The sequence below is a fragment of the Curtobacterium sp. AB451 genome (genome assembly GCF_050585845.1).
Taxonomy (GTDB): Bacteria; Actinomycetota; Actinomycetes; order Actinomycetales; family Microbacteriaceae; genus Curtobacterium.
Genome location: NZ_JBOBQG010000001.1, coordinates 450,300 through 471,528, shown reverse-complemented (window position 1 = coordinate 471,528; position 21,229 = coordinate 450,300). Strand labels below are relative to the sequence as shown.

The 21,229-nt window shown below is 72.5% G+C and carries 20 protein-coding genes; 13 read left to right on the top strand and 7 right to left on the bottom strand.

Translation table 11 applies throughout. The annotated features are described in order from the left end of the window. The first annotated feature begins 73 nt into the window (after positions 1-73). Entirely contained in the window at positions 74-1,090 is a 1,017-nt protein-coding gene (locus ACQXVK_RS02160) for a LacI family DNA-binding transcriptional regulator (RefSeq protein ID WP_022906946.1), read from the top strand. 557 nt (positions 1,091-1,647) lie between these two features. Here the strand turns inward: ACQXVK_RS02160 and ACQXVK_RS02155 are convergent. After that, the gene (locus tag ACQXVK_RS02155; RefSeq protein WP_022906947.1) at positions 1,648-1,803 is read right to left on the bottom strand and encodes a hypothetical protein; all 156 of its coding nucleotides are present in this window, start codon (positions 1,801-1,803) and stop codon (positions 1,648-1,650) included. A gap of 159 nt (positions 1,804-1,962) precedes the next feature. Beyond that, on the bottom strand, positions 1,963-2,409 hold the full coding sequence (locus ACQXVK_RS02150; protein ID WP_022906948.1) for a MarR family winged helix-turn-helix transcriptional regulator: 447 nt from the start codon (positions 2,407-2,409) through the stop codon (positions 1,963-1,965). 119 nt (positions 2,410-2,528) lie between these two features. On the opposite strand from ACQXVK_RS02150, the gene ACQXVK_RS02145 reads away from it, so the two are divergent. After that, positions 2,529-3,518 carry a helix-turn-helix transcriptional regulator gene (locus ACQXVK_RS02145; protein ID WP_430852520.1) on the top strand — a complete coding sequence of 330 codons (990 nt, stop codon included), beginning with the start codon at positions 2,529-2,531 and terminating at the stop codon, positions 3,516-3,518. A gap of 61 nt (positions 3,519-3,579) precedes the next feature. Here ACQXVK_RS02145 and ACQXVK_RS02140 read toward each other — a convergent pair whose 3' ends face one another. Then, the gene (locus ACQXVK_RS02140) at positions 3,580-4,614 is read right to left on the bottom strand and encodes a LacI family DNA-binding transcriptional regulator (RefSeq protein ID WP_430852519.1); all 1,035 of its coding nucleotides are present in this window, start codon (positions 4,612-4,614) and stop codon (positions 3,580-3,582) included. A gap of 147 nt (positions 4,615-4,761) precedes the next feature. Here ACQXVK_RS02140 and ACQXVK_RS02135 point away from each other — a divergent pair, with 147 nt between their 5' ends. The 7 genes from ACQXVK_RS02135 to ACQXVK_RS02105 all read left to right on the top strand — a co-directional run bounded on the left by ACQXVK_RS02135 (position 4,762) and on the right by ACQXVK_RS02105 (position 13,550). Next, positions 4,762-6,060, top strand: a complete 1,299-nt coding sequence (locus tag ACQXVK_RS02135) for an ABC transporter substrate-binding protein (RefSeq protein WP_416393612.1) — start codon at positions 4,762-4,764, stop codon at positions 6,058-6,060. 5 nt (positions 6,061-6,065) lie between these two features. Beyond that, positions 6,066-7,094: a carbohydrate ABC transporter permease gene (locus ACQXVK_RS02130; protein WP_402264801.1), complete on the top strand. Its 1,029-nt coding sequence runs from the start codon at positions 6,066-6,068 to the stop codon at positions 7,092-7,094. Positions 7,095-7,125: 31 nt separating this feature from the next. After that, entirely contained in the window at positions 7,126-8,001 is an 876-nt protein-coding gene (locus tag ACQXVK_RS02125) for a carbohydrate ABC transporter permease (protein ID WP_022906953.1), read from the top strand. Between the two features lie 188 nt (positions 8,002-8,189). Continuing rightward, positions 8,190-10,559: a glycoside hydrolase family 3 N-terminal domain-containing protein gene (locus tag ACQXVK_RS02120; protein WP_430852752.1), complete on the top strand. Its 2,370-nt coding sequence runs from the start codon at positions 8,190-8,192 to the stop codon at positions 10,557-10,559. 144 nt (positions 10,560-10,703) lie between these two features. Beyond that, complete coding sequence (locus ACQXVK_RS02115; protein WP_430852518.1) at positions 10,704-12,026, top strand: PP2C family protein-serine/threonine phosphatase; 1,323 nt, start codon at positions 10,704-10,706, stop codon at positions 12,024-12,026. A 116-nt stretch (positions 12,027-12,142) separates the two neighbouring features. Next, positions 12,143-12,904, top strand: coding sequence for a sulfite exporter TauE/SafE family protein (locus ACQXVK_RS02110; protein ID WP_430852517.1), 762 nt, complete (start codon positions 12,143-12,145; stop codon positions 12,902-12,904). Positions 12,905-12,974: 70 nt separating this feature from the next. After that, the gene (locus ACQXVK_RS02105; protein ID WP_430852516.1) at positions 12,975-13,550 is read left to right on the top strand and encodes a TetR family transcriptional regulator; all 576 of its coding nucleotides are present in this window, start codon (positions 12,975-12,977) and stop codon (positions 13,548-13,550) included. A gap of 3 nt (positions 13,551-13,553) precedes the next feature. On the opposite strand, the gene ACQXVK_RS02100 is transcribed toward ACQXVK_RS02105, so the two are convergent. After that, a complete protein-coding gene (locus tag ACQXVK_RS02100) occupies positions 13,554-13,874 on the bottom strand; it encodes a DUF4190 domain-containing protein (protein ID WP_430852515.1) in 321 nt (106 codons plus the stop codon). An 87-nt stretch (positions 13,875-13,961) separates the two neighbouring features. Between ACQXVK_RS02100 and ACQXVK_RS02095 the strand changes: the two genes are divergently transcribed. After that, on the top strand, positions 13,962-14,351 hold the full coding sequence (locus ACQXVK_RS02095; protein WP_430852514.1) for a hypothetical protein: 390 nt from the start codon (positions 13,962-13,964) through the stop codon (positions 14,349-14,351). A 13-nt stretch (positions 14,352-14,364) separates the two neighbouring features. Here ACQXVK_RS02095 and ACQXVK_RS02090 read toward each other — a convergent pair whose 3' ends face one another. The 3 genes from ACQXVK_RS02090 to xylA all read right to left on the bottom strand — a co-directional run bounded on the left by ACQXVK_RS02090 (position 14,365) and on the right by xylA (position 18,136). Beyond that, positions 14,365-15,351: an acetylxylan esterase gene (locus ACQXVK_RS02090; protein WP_430852513.1), complete on the bottom strand. Its 987-nt coding sequence runs from the start codon at positions 15,349-15,351 to the stop codon at positions 14,365-14,367. Positions 15,352-15,470: 119 nt separating this feature from the next. Continuing rightward, positions 15,471-16,949, bottom strand: coding sequence for an FGGY family carbohydrate kinase (locus ACQXVK_RS02085; protein WP_430852512.1), 1,479 nt, complete (start codon positions 16,947-16,949; stop codon positions 15,471-15,473). Further along, a complete protein-coding gene (xylA, locus tag ACQXVK_RS02080; RefSeq protein ID WP_022908177.1) occupies positions 16,946-18,136 on the bottom strand; it encodes a xylose isomerase in 1,191 nt (396 codons plus the stop codon). Before xylA ends, ACQXVK_RS02085 begins: the two co-directional genes overlap by 4 nt. A gap of 97 nt (positions 18,137-18,233) precedes the next feature. Between xylA and ACQXVK_RS02075 the strand changes: the two genes are divergently transcribed. The 3 genes from ACQXVK_RS02075 to ACQXVK_RS02065 are packed head-to-tail and all read left to right on the top strand — an operon-like array spanning position 18,234 to position 21,205. Beyond that, positions 18,234-19,412, top strand: coding sequence for a Gfo/Idh/MocA family protein (locus ACQXVK_RS02075; RefSeq protein WP_022908178.1), 1,179 nt, complete (start codon positions 18,234-18,236; stop codon positions 19,410-19,412). Between the two features lie 48 nt (positions 19,413-19,460). After that, entirely contained in the window at positions 19,461-20,108 is a 648-nt protein-coding gene (locus ACQXVK_RS02070; RefSeq protein WP_430852751.1) for a ThuA domain-containing protein, read from the top strand. Between the two features lie 11 nt (positions 20,109-20,119). Further along, positions 20,120-21,205, top strand: coding sequence for a Gfo/Idh/MocA family protein (locus ACQXVK_RS02065; RefSeq protein WP_430852511.1), 1,086 nt, complete (start codon positions 20,120-20,122; stop codon positions 21,203-21,205). Positions 21,206-21,229 lie beyond the last annotated feature (24 nt).

The following is a 21,229-nucleotide window of genomic DNA, read 5'->3' as shown; positions in this document are numbered from 1 at the left end:
GGCGAGAAGCTAACAGAAAAGCGCTTCACCTGTAAAGCGCTTTTTTCGCATCCTGGACGGTAGGCTGGACGGCATGGCCACGATGCAACAGGTCGCCGATCGCGCGGGAGTCTCGATCGCCACCGTGTCCTTCGTGGTGAACGGCACGAAGTACGTCACCCCGGCGACGACTGCCCGGGTGCAGGCGGCGATGCGCGAACTGAAGTTCCGCGGCAACGTCGTCGCCCGTGCGCTGGCGAGCCGGCGCACCCGGATCATCGCGCTGCTGTTCCCGACCACGGGCAACCGGTTCAGTCCGACGACGTCGGAGTTCTTCATGAGCGCCGCCGAGCGGGCGTCCGAGCGCGGCTACCACCTCGTGCTCTGGCCGGTGGACCCGGCAGGGGACGACCTCGACGACCTCGTCTCCGGGGGGCTCGTCGACGGCGTCATCCTCATGGAGGTGCGGATGGACGACCCGCGCGTCGCCGTCCTCACCGCCCTCGACGTCCCCTTCACGCTCATCGGGCGCACCCGGGACAGCAGCGGTCTGCCGTTCGTCGACATCGACTTCGAGACCACGATCGAGTCGAGCATCGATCACCTCGAGGCGCTCGGGCACCGGCGGTTCGCCCTCGTGCTCGAGGACCTCGAGGGCACGCCGATGGCCGGCTACGCCCCGCACCTCCGCACCCAGGACACCTTCCGTCGGGTGACCGCTGCACGAGGACTCGTCGGCACGGTGGTCACGGCGGGCCCGGGGAGCGACGGTGGACGCACGGCCGCGAGCGAGCTCCTCGCCCTCGACCCCGACGTGACGGCGGTGCTCGTGATGAAGGACGACTCGTCGGCGGGGCTCCTCGTCGGGCTGTACGCCGCCGGTCGTCGCGTACCCGAGGACGTCTCGGTGCTGAGCATCGCCTCGTCCGAGACGAACGCCGACCAGCACTACCCGCGACTGTCGACCATGGTGGCCCCTGGCCGCCGGCTCGGCACCCGCGCCGCCGATGCGCTCATCGACCAGCTCGACGGGAAGTCCGACGAGCTGCCGCACTTCCTGCTGCCCTGCACCCTCCGCGAAGCCGAGTCGACGGCTCCCGCGCCCGCCTGACCGGCGCGCCGCGCCCCGCGCGCCCCGCGCGCCGAGTCTCGCCTGGGCGGACACCTTCGCGGCTCCGACGCCGCGAAGGTGTCCGCGTGGCCGAGTCTCGGGGCAGCGCCGCGTCCGGGCGGACGGGAGGCGCGGGTCGGCCCCGCACCGCGCCTCCCGTCCGCCGCCACCGGCCGCCGTTTCGCGCTGACCGACACGTCACGCGCTGCGTGACCCGTGCGGTGTCGCCCAGCGCGTGGAGACGGGAGTCAGCGCCCGCGCGGGAGCCGAGTCGACGGCTCCCGCGCCCGTCTGGCGCTGGCCGAGTCTCGCCTGGGCGGACACCTTCGCGGCTCCGATGCCACGAAGGTGTCCGCGCGGCCGAGTCTCGGAGCAGGGCCGCGTCCGGGCGGACGGGAGGCGCGGGTCGGCCCCGCACCGCGCCTCCCGTCCCGCGCCCACCGGCCGCCGTTTCGCACCCACCGACACGTCACGCGCTGCGTGACCCGTGCGGTGTCGCTCAGCGCGAGGAGACGGGAGGCGCGTGGCGGATCCGCTACGCGCCTCCCGTCGGTTCGTCAGCGGCCGCGCGGGTCGCGGGCGGTGTCGGTGAAGAAGTCGTCGTAGAGACCGGCGCCGTCCTGCAGCTCGCCGTACTTCCAGCGCTTGCGCATCCGACGGAACGTCTCGATGCGCACCGGATCGACGCCCTGCTGGGATTCGTACGTGCCCATGGTTCCCTCCCCGTCGTCTGGTACCCCCGATCGGGGGCATCCTCCGGAGACGCTACGGCCGCCGCTGGCTCCCGTCCGGCCAGATAGGTAGGGAAGTTACCTAACTGCGCTTGGTGGACAAACGTTCGGGGTGCGTCCGCCACCGCCCGTACGCTGCCGTCACGGGGACGGGGCGCCGAACTCGAGCGCCTCGATGACGCGGTCGATGACCCGGACGTACTTCGCCCGCTCGCGATCAGTGAAGGAGGACACCAGCTCGTGCAGATGCTCGTTGGTGCTGTCCATCGCACTCGCGTAGGCGCGCTCGGTCTCCGGGGTCAACTCGATGTAGCGGCTCCGCCCGTCGTCCGGGTTCGGCACGCGGCACAGGTGTCCGGCCCGTTCGAGACGGTCGACGGCGCCCGTGACCGCCGGGCCGCTCAGGCCGAGGTGCGACGCGAGGTCCTTCACCCGGACCTTCCGCTCGGCGGCTTCCGCGCGGGCGACGTACTGCAGCACCGTGAGGTCCGAGCCGGAGACGTCCAGGCGCACCCGCAGTCGCCCGCGCAGCGCGCCCATCGCGGCCTCGAGCCGGGTGATGGCGGCCGTCAGGTCGATCTCACTCACGCGGTCGCCCCTTCGGTGCGGATCGGTTCCGCGCAACGATACGCCGCGCTCACCGGGACAGCGTATCCAGATAACGAGGGAGACAGCGGGTTCTGGACATCCGTCAGACGGGGGTGCGCGTGGCCGACCCGTTGACGGACGACTTCGCCGACGGACCGGTCCCGACGCCGGCGACGGTCCGCTTCGAGGTGTCCGGTGAGCTCCCTGCCGACGCCGCGCGGGACCTCGGCGCGGTCTACGGCGGCGAGCGGTGGGTCGCGCGCGTGACCGAGACGCCGTTCGAGTACCGGTACACGGCGATCGGTGACGCCGAGCTGACCGTTCGGCGGTCCCAGCTGCGCGGTGCGCTCTCGGGGGTGGTGCCGGCCGGCGGTGACTACGTCGTCACCTGGATCGGCTCCGGCACCGCCGAGGTCGAACGGCTCGGCGAACGGCTCGTGCTCCCGCTCGGGGCACCGGCGCTGTTCCCGCCCGACCACGAGTACGCCTTCCTCGTCACGGACCACGACCAGCGCATGGTGCACCTCGACCGCGACTTCGTCCACCGGGTCGCCGCGACCCGCAGCACCGTCGGCGACCACGCGCTCCGCTTCGACGACCAGCACGTGCCCGAGCCCGAGGCCGCACGGCGGTGGCAGGGGGCGCTGACCGCGCTCGTCCGGTCGCTCCGGGCCGGCGGCACCGAGTCCGTGGCGTGGCAGCAGGCCAAGGTCGTCGTCGCCGAGCTGTTCCTCGAGCTGTTCCCGCCGATGGTGGACGACCTGCCCGGGGTGCTCGGGCAGCCGCGCAATGCCCGGCTCCGCGCCGCCGTCGAGTACGTGCACGACCACGCCGCCGAACCCGTCACGATCGCCGACCTGTCCGCGGCGTCGGGGTTGAGCGTCCGGTCCGTGCAGGAGTCCTTCCGCCGCGTGTTCGACGTGTCCCCGCTGACGTACCTGCGGCAGGTGCGACTCGACCGTGTGCGGGCGGAGCTGCTCGACGCCGACCCGCTCGCCGGCGCCGTGGGCGACGTCGCCAGGCGGTGGGGGTTCGCGCACCTCGGGCGGTTCTCGGCGGCGTACGTCGAGCGGTTCGGGGAGTACCCGAAGCAGACCCTACGGCGCTGACGGCCCAAGGCCAGGCCGGGCCGGGCCGGGTAGTGCCGGGCCGGGCAGCGCCAGGCCGGGCTCAGCGACCGGCGGGCACCGGGCCGGTGCTCCGGCGCACGCGCAACGTCGTCGGCAGCCGGACGTGGTCCGACGCCCGCTCGCCGCGCAGCATCGTCAGGAGCATGTCGACCGCCCGCGAGCCGAGCTCGACGAGGGGCTGTGCGACGGTGGTCAGCGGCGGCGTCGTCGTGGCGGCCTGCGGCACGTCGTCGAACCCGACCACCGACAGGTCGTCGGGGACCTGCAGCCCGAGCTCGGCGGCGGCGCGGAGCACCCCGACCGCCGACGAGTCGTTGGCCGCGAACACCGCGGTCGGACGGTCCGCGCCGGCGAGCAGGTCGACGGCGACCTCGGCCGAGCGGTCCTCCTGGTAGCCGCCGTCGCGGACGAGCGACTCGTCCACGGGCAGGCCCGCCGCGGCCAACGCGCGCCGGTAGCCGGCCTCGCGGAGCTGTGCCGACGCCAGGTCCGGACGGCCGCGCAGGTGCGCGATCCGGATGTGTCCGAGCGCGACGAGGTGCTCGACGGCCTGGACGGCCCCGGCCTCGTTGTCCGAGTCGACCGTGGCGTGCCCCTCGGGGCCGGTGTGCGGGTCGATCGCCACGACGGGGATCGACGAGCTCGACAGCGCCGTGCTCGGCGTGACCACGATCGCGCCGTCGATGAGCGTGCCGGACAACCGCGAGAGCGACCGGCGTTCCCAGCCCTTCTGCTCGGCACCGGTCACGAGTCCGGCGTAGGCGAGCAGCTCGTAGCCGGTACCGGTGGTGGCGCCGGACACCCCGCGCAGGAGCTCGGTCGAGAACGGTTCGAACTCGGTGACGAGGATCCCGATGACGTTCGTCCGCGAGCTGCGGAGGCTCCGAGCGACGAGCGAGGTCTCGTAGCCGAGCTGCTCGACCACCTCCTGCACCCGCAGGATCGTCGCAGCGGCCACGCCGTCGCGCTGGTTGATGACCTTCGACACGGTCGGGATGGACACCCCGGCGGCACGTGCGACGTCCGCGATGGTGACCCGGCCGGCTCCGGGACGCATGCCGAGGGCCGTGTCCATGTGCACACCGTACCGCTGACCCCGCGCCGAATCGGTAAAGAAAACGTTATCGATATCGATTGACAAGCGTCCCGAGCAGCTGGCACGCTCTCCGCAGCGGCAGTCGATGTCGCTGTTTGTCAACGACGACACTTCAGGAGATCCACGATGACGAGGAAGATCCGTGCCGCGGCAGCCATCGCGCTGATCGGGGCGACCGCACTGGTGGCCGCGGGCTGCTCATCCGGCAGCGACGCGGCCGGCGGCGACGGCGGGAAGGTCTCGATGACCTTCTGGCACAACTCGACCACCGGTCCCGGCAAGGCGTTCTGGGAGAAGACCGTCAAGGACTTCGAGGCGAAGAACCCGAACGTCACCATCAAGATCCAGGCCATCCAGAACGAGGACCTGGACGGCAAGCTCCAGACCGCCCTCAACTCGGGGTCCGCACCCGACGTCTTCCTGCAGCGCGGCGGCGGCAAGATGTCGGCGATGGTGAACGCCGGCCAGCTGATGGACATCTCCGACTCGATCGGGAAGACGGCGAAGAGCGAGATCAGCGACGGTGCCTTCGGCGGGTACAAGCAGGACGGCAAGACCTGGGCCATGCCGGTCGACGTCAACCCGGAGGGGATCTGGTACAGCCAGGACCTCTTCGAGCAGGCCGGCATCGAGGGCACGCCGACCACGATGGACGAGCTGAACGACGACATCCAGAAGCTCAAGGACAAAGGCATCCAGCCGGTCGCCGTCGGTGCGAAGGACGCCTGGCCGGCCGCGCACTGGTACTACAACTTCGCGCTCCGCGCCTGCAGCGAGAAGACCCTCGTCAAGACCGCGCAGGACCTGAAGTTCACGAACTCCTGCTGGACCCAGGCGGGCAAGGACACCAAGGCGTTCTTCGACACGAAGCCGTTCAACGACGGCTACCTGACCACCGCTGCGCAGCAGGGCGCCGGCAGCTCGGCCGGCCTGGTCGCGAACCACAAGGCTGCGATGGAGCTCATGGGGGCGTGGGACCCGGGCGTGATCTCGTCGCTCACCCCGGACGGCAAGCCGCTCGCCGACCTCGGCTTCTTCCCCTTCCCGGAGGTCTCCGGCGGCAAGGGCGCACCCGGTTCGATGATGGGCGCGGTCGACGGGTACTCCTGCTCGGCCAAGGCTCCGAAGCAGGCGTGCACCGACTTCCTCAACTACATGACCGAGAAGCCCGTGCAGGAGGCCTACTACAAGGCCTTCAACGCGATCCCGGCGAACGAGTCGGCGCAGTCGGTCGTCACCGAGCCGTACCTGAAGACCGTGCTCGAGTCGTACAACAAGGCCCCGTTCGTGTCGAACTACCTCGACACGGTCTACGGCCAGAACGTCGGCAACGCGCTCAACACGAGCGTGGTCAACCTGCTCGCGGGCAAGGGGTCCGTCGACGACATCATCTCCACCGTCAACCAGGCCGCGGCGAAGGGCTGACACCCATGACCACCTCCGTCACCAGCGCCTCCTCGGCTCGTCCCGAGGAGGCCCGGTCCGGGACGGGGCGTCGCACGGGCGGGGCCGACGGTTCGCCGTCGGCCCCGGTCCGCCGGGTCCGCAAGGGGACCGACGTCCGCACCCGGGTCGAGATCGCCGTCCTCGCGGGCCCCGCGACCATCATGTTCGTCGGGTTCGTCATCCTGCCCGTCGTGCTCGCGGCCTACTACGGCTTCTACCGCTGGCAGGGCTACGGCACCCCCACCGACTTCGTCGGCCTGCAGAACTACGCGGTGATCTTCACCGACGCCGCGTTCCGGGGCGTGCTCTGGCACAACCTGATCATCGTCGTCGGGTCGCTCCTCGTGCAGGGCCCGATCGCGATCGTCCTCGCGCTGCTCCTCAACCAGCGCATCCGCGGACGTGGCCTGATCCGCGTCCTCATCTTCCTGCCCTACGTCATCTCCGAGGTCATCGTCGGCACCGGGTGGAGCCTCATGCTCCAGTCGAGCGGCGCCGTGAACGACCTGCTCCAGACCGTCGGGCTCGGTGCGCTCCGCGCCGACTGGCTGTCGAACCCCGACATCGCGATCTGGACGCTGCTCGCGATCATCTCGTGGAAGTACATCGGCTTCGCGGTGATCCTCTTCCTCGCCGGACTGCAGAGCATCCCCGAGGAACTGTTCGAGGCCGCGCAGCTCGACGGCGCGAGCTACTGGCAGATCCAGCGGCGCATCACGCTGCCGCTCCTCGGCCCGACCGTGCGCATCTGGGCGTTCCTGTCGATCATCGGGTCGCTCCAGCTGTTCGACCTCGTCTACATCATCTGGGGGCAGTACATCGCCTCGACGGCCGGCACCTCGACGATGGCGACGTACATGGTCGCCAACGGCCGCCTCTCCGGCAACTACGGGTACGGCAACGCCGTCGCCGTGGTCATCTTCCTCATCTCGCTGGTGATCGCCCTGGTCTACCAGCGGTTCGTCCTGCGCCGCGACACCGCCGGCGCCCTGACCGAGAAGGCCGACCGATGACCGCCACCGCCCTGACCGAGAAGGCCGACCGATGACCGCCACCGCCTCCCTCGTCGCACCGAAGCGTCGACCCCGCGACACCGGGCCCGTCCGGCGCGAGCGCAACCTCGGCACGTACTTCATCGCGCTGCTCTTCATCGCGGTCTGCGTCGGGCCGGTCCTGTACATCGTGCTCGGCGGGTTCCGCAGCAACTCGCAGATCACCGCGAGCCCGGCGGGACTCCCCAGCCCGTGGCAGGTCGACAACTACCTGTCCGTGCTGTCGAGCGGCGTGTTCTGGCAGCAGCTCGGCAACTCCGTCATCGCGGGCGTCACCACCACCGTCGGTGTCGTCGTGCTCGGACTGATGGCGAGCTTCGTCATCGCCCGCTACCGGTTCCGGGGGCGCGACGCGCTCTACTCGCTCTTCGCCGCCGGCCTGATGTTCCCGATCACCGTCGCGATCACCCCGCTCTACCTGCTCGTGAAGGACCTCGGGCTGACCAACAGCCTGGCCGGGGTGATCCTGCCGCAGATCGCCTTCGCCCTGCCCACGACGGTGATCATCCTCGTGCCGTTCCTCCGCGCGATCCCCGACGAACTCGAGGAGGCGGCGTCGATCGACGGGGCCAGCCGGCTCGGGTTCTTCTTCCGGATGGTCGTCCCGCTGTCGCTGCCCGGTGTCGTGACGGTCGGCATCCTGGCGTTCATCGGCAGCTGGAACAGCTACATCCTCCCGCTGTTCATCCTCAACGACGCATCGGCGTACACGCTGCCGCTCGGGGTCCAGGCGTTCTCGTCGCAGTACTCGGTCGACACCGCCCGGGTGCTCGCGTTCACGTCGCTGTCGATGATCCCCGCGCTCGTGTTCTTCGCGGTCTTCCAGAAGCGCATCGTCGGCGGTCTGACCGGGGCGGTGAAGGGGTGAGCACGCTCGGCCCGACGGCCGAGACCACGGACGGCCAGGAGGCGCGCCCCGCGACGCAGGAGCACGTCACCAGCGCGACCGGTGACGGACGGGAGGCGCGGGGCGGTCCTGCACCGCGCCTCCAGTCCGAACGCACCGAGCTGGCGGACGGGGCCGCCGCCGACCGAGCGACCACCCTGCTCGCCGCGATGACGCTCGAGGAGAAGACCGCCCAGCTCGTCGGCTACTGGCTCGACCAGAACGGCCTCGTCGCCCCGATGCAGGGCGAGATGGCCGGCGACCAGGACGCCGACGGCGGCCGGACGCTCGCGGACATCACCCGACACGGTCTCGGGCAGTTCACCCGGGTGTACGGCACCCGGCCGGTCGAACCCGACGAGCGCGCCGCCTGGCTCTGGGCCGAGCAGCGCCGGCTCAAGCGGGAGACGCGACTCGGGATCCCGGCGCTCGTGCACGAGGAGTGCCTCACCGGGCTCGCCGCGTGGAAAGCCGCCACGTTCCCGACCCCGCTGGCGTGGGGTGCCGCGTTCGACCCGGACCTCGTCGACCAGGTCGGCGAGGCGATCGGCGACTCGATGCGCCAGCTCGGCGTGCACCAGGGCCTCGCCCCGGTGCTCGACGTCATCCGCGATCCGCGGTGGGGGCGGGTCGACGAGTGCATCGGCGAGGACCCGTACCTCGTCGGGACGATCGGTACGGCGTACGTCCGCGGACTCCAGCGCGCCGGTGTGGACGCGACGCTCAAGCACTTCCTCGGGTACTCCGCGTCGCAGGCCGGCCGGAACCACGCCCCGGTGCACGCCGGCCCGCGCGAGGTCGCCGACGTCTTCCTGCCGCCGTTCGAGATGGCGCTGCGCGACGGCGGCGCCCGGAGCGTCATGAACTCGTACGCCGAGGTCGACGGCGTCCCGGTCGCGGCGAACGGCGAACTGCTCACCGACCTGCTCCGCGACCGTCTCGGCTTCGACGGCACGGTGGTGGCCGACTACTTCTCGGTCGCCTTCCTCGAGGTCATGCACGGCATCGCCGCCGACCGTGGCGAGGCGGCCGCGATGGCCCTCACCGCGGGGATCGACGTCGAGCTCCCGTCCGGTGACGCCTACCTGCAACCGCTGGTCGACCGCGTGCGGGCCGGCGAGGTGGACGAGGCGCTCGTCGACCGGGCGGTGCTCCGCGTGCTGCGCCAGAAGGAGCGGCTCGGACTGCTCGACCCCGACGCGTTCGACGACGAGCCGCCGACCCGGATCGACCTCGACACGCCCCGGCACCGGGCACTCGCGACGGAGCTCGCCGCGAAGTCGCTCGTCCTGCTGTCGAACGGGTCCGTGGACGGCAGCGACGCCCCGGTCCTTCCCCTCCGGCCGGGTGCCTCGCTCGCCCTGATCGGCCCGAACGCCGACCGGGCCGAGGCGCTGCAGGGCTGCTACTCCTTCGCCAACCACGTGCTCGCGGCCCACCCCGACCTGCCGCTCGGGTTCGCCATCCCGACCGTCCGCGAGGCCCTGACCGACGCCCTCGGCAGCGACGCCGTCCGCTTCGCCGCGGGCTGCGCCGTGACGGGCGACGACCGGTCCGGGTTCGCCGACGCGGTGGCGGTCGCGGAGCGGTCCGACGTGGCGGTCGTCGTGGTCGGCGACCAGGCGGGGCTGTTCGGCCGCGGCACCGTCGGCGAGGGCAACGACACCGAGTCGCTCGACCTGCCCGGTGTCCAGCGCGGCCTCGTCGAGGCCGTCGTCGCCACCGGCACCCCGACCGTCGTGGTGCTGCTGACCGGTCGGCCGTACGCGATCGGCTGGGCGCTCGACGGCGTGCCGGACCACACCGGCGCCGTCGGACGTCGACCGGCCGCCGTCGTGCAGGCGTTCTTCCCGGGCGAGGGCGGCGGATCCGCGATCGCGGACCTCCTCACCGGGGTCGCCGCACCGTCCGGTCGGCTGCCGGTCTCGCTGCCGCGGGCGGCCGGGGCGCAGCCGTACACGTACCTGCACCCGCGCCTCGGTGGGCCGTCGGACGTGACCGCGACCGACTCGACCCCCGTCCGACCGTTCGGGTTCGGGCTCTCCTACACGTCGTTCGCCCACGAGGACCTCGTCGTCGACCCGAGCGTGTCCAGCGCGGACGCCTTCGACGTCTGGGTGACCGTCCGGAACACCGGGGAGCGCGCGGGCGAGGACGTGGTGCAGCTCTACGGCCACGACGTGCACGCGAGCGTCACCCGCCCGGTCGTGCAGCTCCTCGGCTACGCGCGGGTCGCGCTGGCACCGGGGGAGACCGCACGGCTCCGCTGGAGCGTGCCCGTCCAGCGCTTCGCCTTCACCGACCGGGCCCTCCGCAAGGTGGTCGAGCCCGGGGACGTGCAGGTGTGGGTCGCGTCGCACGCGGCGGCGTCGGAGCCGGGAGGCACGGTGCGCGCGGACGGGATCGTCGCGGCGGGCGACCGCTCCGGTCCACCGCCCGTCCCCGGCTCCGCCACCCGGCGCGCGGTGGTCCGCGTCACCGGTCCGGTCCGCGAGGTCCGGGCGTCCGACCGGCGCACCGTCACCTGGGAGCGCTGCTGACGGCGGCTGCGCCGGGACACGACCAGCGTGTCGGGACCCGGCACGACGCCGGCTGGTGCGAAGGGGGCACCACCCGGCGTCCGGTGGCGCGCCGAGGTCCACGGCGCGGCCGGATCCCGGTGGCGACGGTACGGTGAACGAGTCATGACCCAGTACACGCTCGGCCCGGTCATCGCACGGATCAGCGTGCCCGAGGCCGCCACCGCCCCGCGGGCAGCTCCGGTCGCCCGGTGGCGCCTCGCCCGGTCCGCCCCGCTCGTGAACCAGGCGGTGATCGCCGGGCTCACGATCGTGGCCGCCGTCAGCAGCGCCGTCGTCCCGGTCCTCGCGGTCACCGACGCCGCCAGCGTCTGGGGCGGCGTCGTGCTCGCCCTGGCCGGGCTCGGGTTCGCCGCCCTCATGGTGTGGCGGCCGGGTCTGGCGCGCGCCGAGCTGCTGGTCCCGGCGGTCGACTTCATCGCGATCGGCCTGCTGCGCTTCGGCACCGGGGACGCCCGGTCGCCGTTCCTCGCCGCCGTCCTGCTGCCGCTGGTGTGGATCGCGGCGAAGCCAGGTCGACAGCACATCGTCTACCCGCTCGTCGGCACGGTCATCACGTTCGCCGTGCCGATCGTGCTCGACCCGGACGACCTGATCGCGAGCGAGATGGTGCGCCTGGTCTTCGTGATCCTGGTGTTCGCGGCGGTCGCCGGCGTCACGAACGAGCTCGCACGGCAGGCCGACCTGCGACTCCGGTTCGCCCAGCAGCGCCGACGGCAGGCGGAGAGCGAGATCAGTGAGGCCGCCCTCGTGCAGCGGTCCCTGCTGCCCGACTCCCACGACGACATCCCGGTCGAGCTCACGACGCGGGGGATCTGCCTGCCTGCCCGCACGGTCGGCGGCGACTTCTACGACTGGTACCCGACCGCGCACGGTGCGGCCTTCACCCTCGGCGACGTGATGGGCAAGGGCGTCGCCGCGGGCATGATCGCGGCCGTGGTGCGGTCCCTCGTGCGGACGGCGTCGAGCCCCGGCGCTCCGGAGGCCTCGATCGGGTCGGCGGCCGAGGGGATGCGGTCCGGCCCGGGCGCCGACCAGTTCACGACCTGCTTCCACTTCCAGATCGCCCGCGACGGGACGACCCACTGGGTCGACGCCGGTCACGGGCTGTCCGTGCTCCTCCGCGCCGACGGCGACGACGAGTGGCTCCGCTCCGACGACCTGCCGATCGGCGTCGGCACCGAGTGGGCCCCGCGGCGGACGGTGCTCGGCCCCGGTGACGTCGTGGTGAGCGTCAGCGACGGAGTGCTGGACCTGTTCGGCGGCGACCTCGACGCCCCGGAGCGGTTCCGCGACTTCCTCCGTACCCACCGCGACCCGGACGAACTCGTGGCCGCGGTCCAGGAGCTCGGCGGGTCGGTCGACCACGAGGACGACGTGACCCTGCTCGCGGTCCGCTACGAGGGACCCGTCGCCCCCGCGGCCTGACGGCCCCGCCCGGACCGGTTCCCCGACGATCGGCGGCGTGCTCGCGACGGCAGGCGATCGGGGGCCCTGCAGCGACCGATCGCGCCCCGGGCCGCCGCGTCGTGACAGCATGGAGCGTGCTGACCGTCGGGATCTTCGTCGTCGCGGGCGTGGTGGCCGGGGTGATCGGCACCGCCGGTGGGATCACCTCGCTCGTCGCCTACCCGGCGCTGCTCGCCGTCGGGATCCCGCCGCTCGCCGCCAACGTCACGAACTCCGTCGCGCTCATCGGCAGCGGTGCGAGCTCCGCGTTCCGCGCCCGGCACGAGGTGCGTGCCGATCCGGCGGTCGTGCGTCGCTGGATGCCGACGACCGTCGTCGCCTCGCTCGCGGGCGCGGTGCTCCTGGTCGTCACGCCGGCGCACCTCTTCGACCGCATCGTCCCGTTCCTCGTCCTCGCCGGGGGACTGCTCCTCCTGCTGCAGCCGCTCCTCGACCGTCGTCGTGCACGGACGACCGCCGACGCCCGTGCTCGGTCCACCGGTGCTGCGTCGGCCGGGATCGCCGGGGTCGGCGTCTACAACGGCTACTTCGGCGCGGGGTCCGGTGTGCTCATGATCGCCGTGCTCCTGCTCACCGGGTCGCCGTCGTTGCACCGGGCGAACGCCGTCAAGAACGTGCTGCTCCTCGCTGCGGACCTCCTGCCCGCCGTCGTGTTCGCGGTGTCCGGGCACGTCGTGTGGTCCGCCGCCGTCGCGCTCGGTGCGGGGGCGGTGATCGGTGGGCTCATCGGACCGACCGTCGCCCGGCGGGTGCCGCACGGCGTCCTCCGGGTCGCGATCGCGTGCTGCTCGGTCGCGCTCGCCGGGTACCTGTTCGTCACGGTGGCGCCGTCCTGACCGGCGGACCGATCCGGCGCGCTGGTGACCCGCGGCCGTGCCCGTCGTCGGGATCGGTACGGTGGACGGCATGGCACCGTTCACGCCCCCAGCCGCCGACGCCGTCCGTGCACGACTCCTGCTCGCCGCGCGCGACGAGTTCGCCGCGTCGGGGCTCGTCGGCGGCAAGGTCGAACGGATCGCCGCGGCCGCCTCGAGCAACAAGGCCCAGGTCTTCCACTACTTCGGCAGCAAGGAGGGGCTGTTCGACGCCCTCGTCGAACAGACCGTCGCCGAGACGTTCGAGCGGGTCCCGCTCGACACGGACGACCTCCCGGGGTTCGCCGGCCGGTTGCACGACGCCTGGGCCGAGCGGCCGTGGGCCCAGCGGCTGACGACCTGGCACCGGCTCGACCGGGCCTCGGCGGTGGCGCTCGACGCGGTCCTCGAACGGCAGACCGCGATGGTGGCCGAGGTCGAGCGGGCGCAACGAGCCGGCGTCCTGCCGCGCAGCTACCGGCCGGCCGTCCTGCTCGGCCTGGTGCTGCACCTCGCGGCCTTCTGGAGCGAGGCGGGTCCCGAGTCCGAGGCGCTGACCCGCGCGGTCGTGCCGGCGCGCCGTCGGCAGGTCGTGGTGGACGCGGTCACGTCGCTCGTCGGCGGCTGACGGTCAGGACCCCAGGCCAGCGGTCAGGCCGAGCCCGAACGGCACACCCAGTCCGAGGAAGCCCGACGCAGCGATCGCCGCGGGCACCACGACCGTCGCCAGCGTCAGGGTCGCCCCGATCAGCACGGCCGCGAAGGCGAGGCCGTCGCCGCGCTCCCCGGTGCGCCGGACCTCGCGACGGGCGATGCAGCCGACCACGACGCCACCGATCGGGGCGACGAACGCGAGGGCGATGGCCACGACGGCCAGCAGGCTCAGCGGGGCGAGCGCGGACGGTGCGGCATCGGCGGCGGGAGTGTGCAGTCCGGGGGCGGTGTCGGTCACGGCCCCCGAGCCTACGAGCGTCGGCCGCGGGACGGGAGTACCCAGTCCTGGTGGCGTCCGGGCGCCTCGGTGTGCCACGCTCGGTGCGTGGACGACGGACTCCTCTACGACCTCTGTGCTCGAGCGCGACGCGTGCACCAGCGCACCGGCGGCTCGGAGCCGGCGCTCCGCGGCCTGGTCGACTTCATCTCGGCCGCCGCCGACCCCGGCGGGACCTCGTCCGACGCGGCCATCGTCGCCCTGATCGACGCCGGTCCGGAGCCGGTCGGCTTCCGGTGGGGACTCGAGCGCCTCGAGACGGTGAGCACGATCCGCACGGTCCCGCCGTCGGACTACTCCGCCGACGAGGTCGCCGAGTACGAGGACGCCCAGGCCGACCTGCTTCGACGGATCGGCCGCGACAGCGGGGACCCGGCGCCCGGCCCGGTCCAGGTCGTCAAGAACGTGCTGGAGCAGTTCGTCCGACGCTGGTACTGACCCGGGTGCCCGGTCAGTCGCGGGCGCGCAGGAACGCCACCTGGCGTTCCCAGTGCGCGAACCCGCCGCCCTCGTGGCCGTTGTACGGGTAGACCTCGATCGCCGTGTCGGTCGAGCCGAGCGCGTTGTAGGCCGCGAACGTCGTCCGCGGCGGCACGACGTCGTCCATGAGCGCGACGGAGAACAGGGCCGGCGCCGTGATGCCCGCGGCGAAGTGCACCCCGTCGAAGTACGCGGCGGTGCGCCACACGGTGTCGACCTGGTCGCGGTGCACCGACAGGTAGGTCGCGAGCTCGAGGTACGGGCCACCGACGGCGACCGCGGTCCCACCCTCCCAGTCGCAGAGGAAGGCGACGTCGGGCAGCAGCGCGGTGATCGGTCCGACGTGCGCCTCGACGAGCGCGGCCGCGGCGATGGTGATCCCGCCGCCCTGGCTCCCGCCGGTCAGGGCGATGCGTGCCGGGTCGACCCCGGGGAGCGTCCGGACGGCGTCGACCAGGCGGACGGCGTCGGTGTACACGCGGCGGTAGTAGTGGTCGGCGGGGGAGCCGATCCCGCTCGTCATCCAGCCGCCGACGTGCGGGCCGGAGCCGTGCGGATCGGGGGTGTCGCCGCCGGAGCCCCACCCGCTGCCCTGGCCGCGCGTGTCCATCACGACGTGCACGTACCCCGCGAGGGCCCACGAGACCCGCTCGCCGGGCAGCCCGCGACCGCCGTTGTAGCCGAGGAACTCGACGACGACGGGCAGCGGCTCCTCGGCGGCGAGCGGCCGAGCGACCCATGCGCGCACGGGGTCGCCCGCGAAGCCCGGGAAGGTGAGGTCCTCGACCACGAGGCCGGTGACGGGTGTGTCCGCCGGGACGAGGACGGGGTCGGTGCCCGCGCCGGCGGCCCGGGACGCAGCGATCGTGTCGGCCCAGAAGGCGTCGAAGTCGTCGGGACGGCGGGCGTCCGAGCGGTGCGCGCGCAGGGCGTCGAGTGGCAGGTCGGTGAACGGCATGTGGTCTCCTCCGGGGACGATGGTGCCCCCGACACCGTCGTGGACGGCGTCGGGGGCTGGTGTGTCCGCGAACGAACGGACGAACGGACGAACGGACGAACTGACGGACGGCGGGCCGCTCAGTGTGCGGCGGCCCGGTACTGCTCGAGCACCTCGGGGTGCGGATCCGCGGCGACGACCGTCGTGGCGGTGTCCCACGCGGGCAGGGTCCCGGTCAGCACCCACGCGGCCTGCTTCGCCGCGCCGGCCGCCACGTACTCGCCCGGCTCCGGCACGAGGACGTCCCGGCCGAACACCTGCGCCGCGACGACGCGCACGGCCTCGTTGCGGGCCGCACCGCCGATGAGCAGCAGCCGCTCGACGACGACACCCGTCCCCTCGACGGCCGCGAGGCCGTCCGCGAGCGCGCAGAGCATGCCCTCGACGGCGGCGCGGGCCAGGTGCGCCCGGTCCGTCGTCCCCGCCGTCATGCCGACGAGCGAGGCCGTCGCGTCCGGACGGTTGGGCGTGCGCTCGCCGACGAAGTACGGCACGAGCACGAGACCGTCGGCACCGGCCGGCGCCTGGAGCGCCAGCTCGCCGAGCGCGTCGTGGTCCACGCCGAGCAGGCCGCCGATCACCTCGAGCACGCGGGCCGCGTTGAGCGTCGTGACGATCGGGAGGCGCGACCCGCTCCCGTCGGCGAAGCCCGCCACGGTCCCGCTCGGGTCGCGCACCTCGGCGTCGGTGACGCCGAAGACCGTGCCGCTCGTCCCGAGGGACACCGCGACGTCACCCGGACCGAGTCCGAGGCCGAGCGCTGCCCCGGCGTTGTCGCCGAGTCCCGCGCCGACGATCAGGCCCGAGGGAGCGGTCGCACCGCCGGGGAGCGGCACGTCGACCCCGAGGGAGCCCATCGCCTCGTCGGGCGCGACGACCCGCGGCACCACGACGTCGTCGTCCCGAGCGCCGTCGGTGGCACCCGCGACCCGCAGCCCACGGCCGAGCGCGAGCTCGAACAGCTCGGCGTCGTACTCGCGGCGCACCGGGTCCCAGTAGGCCGTGCCGCTGGCGTCCGAGCCGTCGGTCGCGAGCGCGTCGAGGTCCGGTCCGAGCGGGCTCTCGTCGGCCGGGCCGTACCCGCGCAACCGCCACGACAGCCAGTCGTGGGGGAGCGCGACGGCCGCGACGCGGGCCGCGTTCTCGGGCTCCGCGTCGCGGAGCCACCGGAGCTTGGTACCGGTGAACGACGCCACCGGCACCAGACCCGTCCGGGCGACCCATGCCTCCTGGCCCAGCTCCTCGACCATCTGCGCGGCCGCGTCGGCGCTCCGCACGTCGTTCCAGAGCAGCGCGTCGCGGACGACGCGACCGTCGGCGTCGAGCGCGACCATGCCGTGCTGCTGCCCGGCGACCGCGATCGCCTCGACGCCGTCGAGACCGCCGGCGTCCGCGATCGCGCTGCCGAGCGCGTCCCACCAGTGGCGGGGGTCGACGGACGTGCCGTCCGGGTGGGTCGCGCGACCCTCCCGGACGACGGCGCCGGTGTCAGCGTCGCGGATCGTGACCTTGCAGGACTGGGTCGACGAGTCGACCCCGGCGACGAGCTGCGAGCTCAACGAGCGCCCATGAGGTGCTCGATGGCGAGCTGCTGCAGCTTCACGAAGCCGAAGCCCTTGCCGCCGAAGTACGCGTCGGCGTCGAAGTCCTCGTACGCGGAGCGGTCCGCGAGGAACGAGTCGTACGTCTCGCCGTCGTTCAGGGTCGGGGTGCTGAGCTCGCCGACCTTCGACGCCTCGAGCGCGGCCTGGACCTCGGGGTCGGCGCGGAACGCCTGTGCCCGCTCCTTGAGCAGGAGGTACATGCGCATGTTCGCGGCCGCCGAGTCCCAGACGCCGGTGATGTCCTCGGTGCGGCTCGGCTTGTAGTCGAAGTGGCGGGGGCCGTCGTACGCCGGGCCGCCCTGGGGAGCGCCGTGCTCGAGCAGGTCGACGAGCGAGAACGCGTTCTGCAGGTCGCCGTGACCGAAGACGAGGTCCTGGTCGTACTTGATGCCGCGCTGGCCGTTGAGGTCGATGTGGAAGAGCTTGCCCTGGTAGAGCGCCTGGGCGATGCCGGCCGTGAAGTTCAGACCGGCCATCTGCTCGTGGCCGACCTCGGGGTTGATGCCGAACAGCTCCGGACGCTCGAGCGTCTCGGTGAAGGCGATCGCGTGACCGAGGGTCGGCAGGAGGATGTCGCCGCGGGGTTCGTTCGGCTTCGGCTCGATCGCGAACCGGATGCCGTAGCCCTTGTCGGTGACGTACTGGGCGAGCAGGTTGACGGCCTCGCGGTAGCGCTCGAGCGCGGCCTGCACGTCCTTCGCGCTGTCGTACTCGGCGCCCTCGCGGCCGCCCCACATCACGAACGTCGACGCGCCGAGCTCGGCGGCGAGGTCGATGTTGCGCAGGACCTTGCGGAGCGCGAAGCGGCGCACCTGGCGGTCGTTCGAGGTGAACCCGCCGTCCTTGAAGACCGGGGCCGAGAAGAGGTTCGTCGTCACCATCGGCACCTGGATGCCGGTGGCGTCGAGCGCGCCCTTGAGGCGGTCGATCTGGGTCTGCCGCTCGGCGTCGGTCGAGCCGAACGCGAAGAGGTCGTCGTCGTGGAAGGTCAGGCCGTAGGCGCCGAGCTCGTCGAGCTTCTCGACCGCCTCGACCACGTCGAGTGCGGGGCGGGTCGGGCCGCCGAAGGGGTCGGAGCCGTTGTAGCCGATGGTCCAGAGACCGAAGGAGAACTTGTCTGCACGGGTGGGCGTCGTTGCCATGGTGGTCACCGTTCGTCGTCGAAACAAAATGTTGCCGCGCCCAACATAAGCGGTAGTGTTGACTCTGGCAAGGACGTGATCGCAAGGGAGCGAGCGGATGGCACAGGACCGACTTCGAGTGGCCATGGTGGGCCACGGCTTCATGGGAGCCGCGCACTCACAGGGGTGGCGGACCGCACCGAGGTTCTTCGACCTCGGGGTCGAACCGGAGATGGCCGTCATCGTCGGCCGTGACCCCGACCGGACCGAGGCGGCACGGCAGCAGTACGGCTGGCAGGCCGCCTCCACCGACTGGCGCGCCGTGGTCACCGATCCGGACATCGACGTCGTCGACGTCTGCTCGCCGGGGTCGTCGCACGTCGAGGTCGCCATCGCGGCACTCGAGGCAGGCAAGCACGTGCTGTGCGAGAAGCCGCTCGCCAACAGCGTGGCCGAGGCCGAGGCGATGACCGCCGCCGCCGCAGCGGCGCGAGCGGACGGGGTCCGCGCGATGGTCGGCTTCAGCTACCGCCGCGTCCCGGCCATCGCGTTCGCGAAGCGGCTGGTGGAGGACGGGAGGCTCGGGACCGTCCGCCAGGTCCGCGCGCTCTACCTGCAGGACTGGTTGGCCGACGAGGACGGCCCGATGACGTGGCGGCTCGACAAGGCGCTCGCCGGGTCCGGATCGCTCGGTGACATCGGTGCGCACGCGATCGACCTCGCCGAGCACGTCACCGGCGCACGGCTCTCGACCGTCTCCGGCACGCTCGAGACGTTCGTGACCGAGCGTCCGCTCATGGCCGAGGGCGTCGGGCTGTCCGGCACCGCCTCGACCGAACGCGGGCAGGTCACCGTCGACGACGCTGCGTTCTTCCTCGGACGCCTCGCCGGTGGCGCCGCCGATGGTGCGATCGGCTCGTTCGAGGCGACGCGCTACGCGACCGGTCGGAAGAACGGGCTCACGCTCGAGATCAGCGGGTCGGCCGGCGCGATCCAGTTCGACCTCGAGTCGATGAACGAACTGCGCTTCTACGACGCCACGGCACCGGCCGGCGAACAGGGCTTCCAGCGGATCATGGTCACCGAGCCCGAGCACCCGTACATGGCCGCGTGGTGGCCGACCGGGCACCTCATCGGCTACGAGCACACCTTCAGCCACGAGGTGAAGGACTTCGTCGAGGCGATCGTCGCGGGCACCGACCCGTCGCCGTCGTTCGAGGACGGGCTGCACGTGCAGCGGGTCCTCGACGCCGTCGAGCGGAGCGCGGCCGACGGCAGTGCCTGGACGGTGATCTGAGTGGCGGACCGGAAGGCACTCGTCGTCCGCGGCGGGTGGGACGGGCACATGCCCGTCGAGACCACCGACCTGTTCGTCCCGTTCCTGCAGGACAACGGCTTCGACGTCCGCGTGTCCGACTCGACCGCCGTGTACGCCGACGAGTCGGTCATGGCGGACGTCGACCTGATCGTGCAGGTCGTCACGATGTCGACCATCGCCGACGACGAGTTCGCCGGACTCCAGAAGGCCGTGCTCGGCGGTGCCGGGCTCGCGGGCTGGCACGGCGGGATCGCGGACGCGTTCCGGAACACCGCCGACTACCTGCACATGGTCGGCGGGCAGTTCGCGCACCACGCCGGGAAGCACCCGTCGGAGCGCACCGGCGAGCAGTCCGACAACTACATCCCGTACACGGTGCACATCACCGACCTCGGCCACGAGCACCCGATCACCGAGGGCATCGAGGACTTCGACCTCGTCACCGAGCAGTACTGGGTGCTCTCCGACGAGTACAACGACGTGCTGGCCACGACCACGCAGGCGGCGAGGGACTTCGACGCCTGGAACCGTCCGGTCACGGCGCCGGCGATCTGGACCCGCCAGTGGGGCGAGGGACGCGTGTTCGTCTCCGCGCCGGGGCACCGGCTCGAGGTCGTCGAGTCGCAGCCGCTCCACACCATCATCGAACGGGGACTCCTGTGGGCAGCACGGTGAACGACGGACCGATGCGCGTCGGCGTCGTCGGCGTCGGCAACATCAGCCAGCAGTACTTCGAGCACTTCCCGGCCCTGCCCGGACTGGCGCTCACCGCCGTGGCCGACCTCGACGTCGAGCGTGCGCGGTCGGTCGGCGAGGCCCAGGGCGTCCGGGGCACGAGCGTCGACGAGCTCCTCGGCGCGGACGACGTCGACGTCGTGCTGAACCTGACGATCCCGGCCGCGCACGCCGAGGTCGCCACCCGGGCCCTCGACGCCGGCAAGCACGTCTACGGCGAGAAGCCGCTCGCGCTCGCGACGGCCGAGGCCGCGCCGGTGCTCGAGCTGGCCGGACGCTCGGGCCTGCGGGTCGGCAGCGCGCCCGACACCGTGCTCGGGACCGGCATCCAGACCGCCCGCGCCGCGATCGACGACGGCCTGATCGGTGACCCGGTCGGCGCCGCGGTGTCCTGGAGCGCCCCGGGACACGAGCTCTGGCACCCGGCACCGGCGTTCTACTACCAGCCCGGGGGCGGCCCGCTGCTCGACATGGGGCCGTACTACCTGACGAGCCTCGTGCAGTTCTTCGGCCCCGTCGTCCGGGTGAGCGGCAGTGCCACCCGGTCGACCCGCGAGCGGACCATCGCGACCGGCCCCTTCGCCGGAGCGCCGATCCCCGTCGACGTCGACACCCACGTCGTAGCCGTCCTCGAACACGAGCGCGGAGTCGTCTCCACGGTCACCGTCTCGTTCGAGGTGTGGGCGACCCGGGCCCCGCTCTTCGAGGTGCACGGCACCGCCGGCAGCCTCGCCGTCCCCGACCCGAACCGGTTCTCCGACCCGGTGTCGATCGCGACGGCCGACGACCGCGAGTGGCGGGAACTGCCCGTGACGGCCGGGTACGCCGACGCGGGCCGCGGGTACGGGCTGGCGGACATGGCGCACGCCATCGCGACCGACCGGCCGCACCGCGCGTCGGGGGACCTCGCGTTCCACGTCCTCGAGATCATGGAGGCCGTGCAGACCGCCTCGAGGAACCACACGGTCGTCGCGGTCGAGTCGCGCGTCGACCGCCCCGACACCGTGCCCGCCGGGTCGGAACCGGGATCATGGTGACCACCGCACACCGCGAGGAAGGAC